General features: G+C 51.6%; 1 protein-coding gene and 1 pseudogene. Both read right to left on the bottom strand.

The window, feature by feature from the left end:
- Window positions 1–383 (bottom strand): annotated as a pseudogene (locus tag NM10_RS12840) (IS66 family transposase); the annotation flags it as partial.
- Window positions 384–472: 89 nt separating this feature from the next.
- A complete protein-coding gene (tnpB, locus tag NM10_RS12835; protein WP_020311937.1) occupies window positions 473–826 on the bottom strand; it encodes an IS66 family insertion sequence element accessory protein TnpB in 354 nt (117 codons plus the stop codon).
- Between the last annotated feature and the right edge of the window lie 137 nt (window positions 827–963).

Genomic DNA, 963 nt, shown 5'->3' with positions numbered 1-963 from the left:
CGAATGAATTCTTCGCCTACCGGCGAAAGTGTGCTGCCACATTCCGGGCAGACCGTCGTTTCCGGTTCGACGACAATTTTCTGATGAGGCAGTTTGGCCAGTAATTCTTCACGATGGCCGACCTTTTTCTTGCGTTTGTGCGGCTTGACCGAAATTTCCGGTTCCGGAGCGCTGGGTTTCGCTTCTGTTTCTGCTTCATTGAACAGGCTCATCTGTTCTTCCGGGTACACGACTTTCTTGGTTTCCGACTTGCGGCCAAACTGAGCCTTGCGCAGCCATTCGACCTGCTTGCGCAGCTGTTTGTTCTCTGCTTCCAGAGACGCTTTCTGCGCGGTCAGTTCATCGATTTTCCCCTGCATTTCCTGTTCACGGATATCTGTCATACGGCACCTCAATCTTACGGATTTGTGATAAATCTATTATACCATAAAACAGCCGAAAACCCTAGCGTTTATGCAGTGTTTCGGCTATTTTACAAAACCGTTTTCGGCGTAATCTTTTGTACGGCCCGAGGCTGTTCAACAGACAGCCCCTCCATGAGCCAGCGGTACTGCTGTGGTGTGAGTTCCCGGACTTCATCAGGTGTCCTTGGCCACTGCAGCCTTCCTTTTTCCAAGCGTTTGTAGAGGAGCAGGAAACCATCACCCTGCCAGAGCAGGGCTTTGAACCGGTCCCGGCGACGGCCGCAAAACAGGAAAAGAGAAAGCTGAAACGGATCCATCTGGAACTGCTGGGCGATGATGGCACTGAGCCCGTCAATGGACTTGCGCATGTCCGTATAGCCACAGGCGATGAAGACATGTTCTGCTGAAATATGCAAATCCATCAAGCATTCACCTTCTGCAGTAGCTGCAGCGTCTTTTGCAGCAGTCTTTCAGAAGTATGCTCCGTCACTTCCAGGGAAAACGCACCACACTGCACGATAAGGGAATCCTGAACGGGAATCGCCGCYGAAAGAGCTGA

The sequence above is a fragment of the Megasphaera sp. NM10 genome (assembly GCF_000417505.1).
In the GTDB taxonomy this organism is placed as follows: domain Bacteria; phylum Bacillota; class Negativicutes; order Veillonellales; family Megasphaeraceae; genus Megasphaera; species Megasphaera intestinihominis.
Note: the sequence above shows the minus strand (reverse complement) of the source record. Positions and strands in the feature narration are given on the sequence as shown.

Bases quoted from the DNA above. Each gene is read 5' to 3' on its own strand.
- tnpB (WP_020311937.1), bottom strand. From the start codon at position 826: ATGGATTTGCATATTTCAGCAGAACATGTCTTCATCGCCTGTGGCTAT.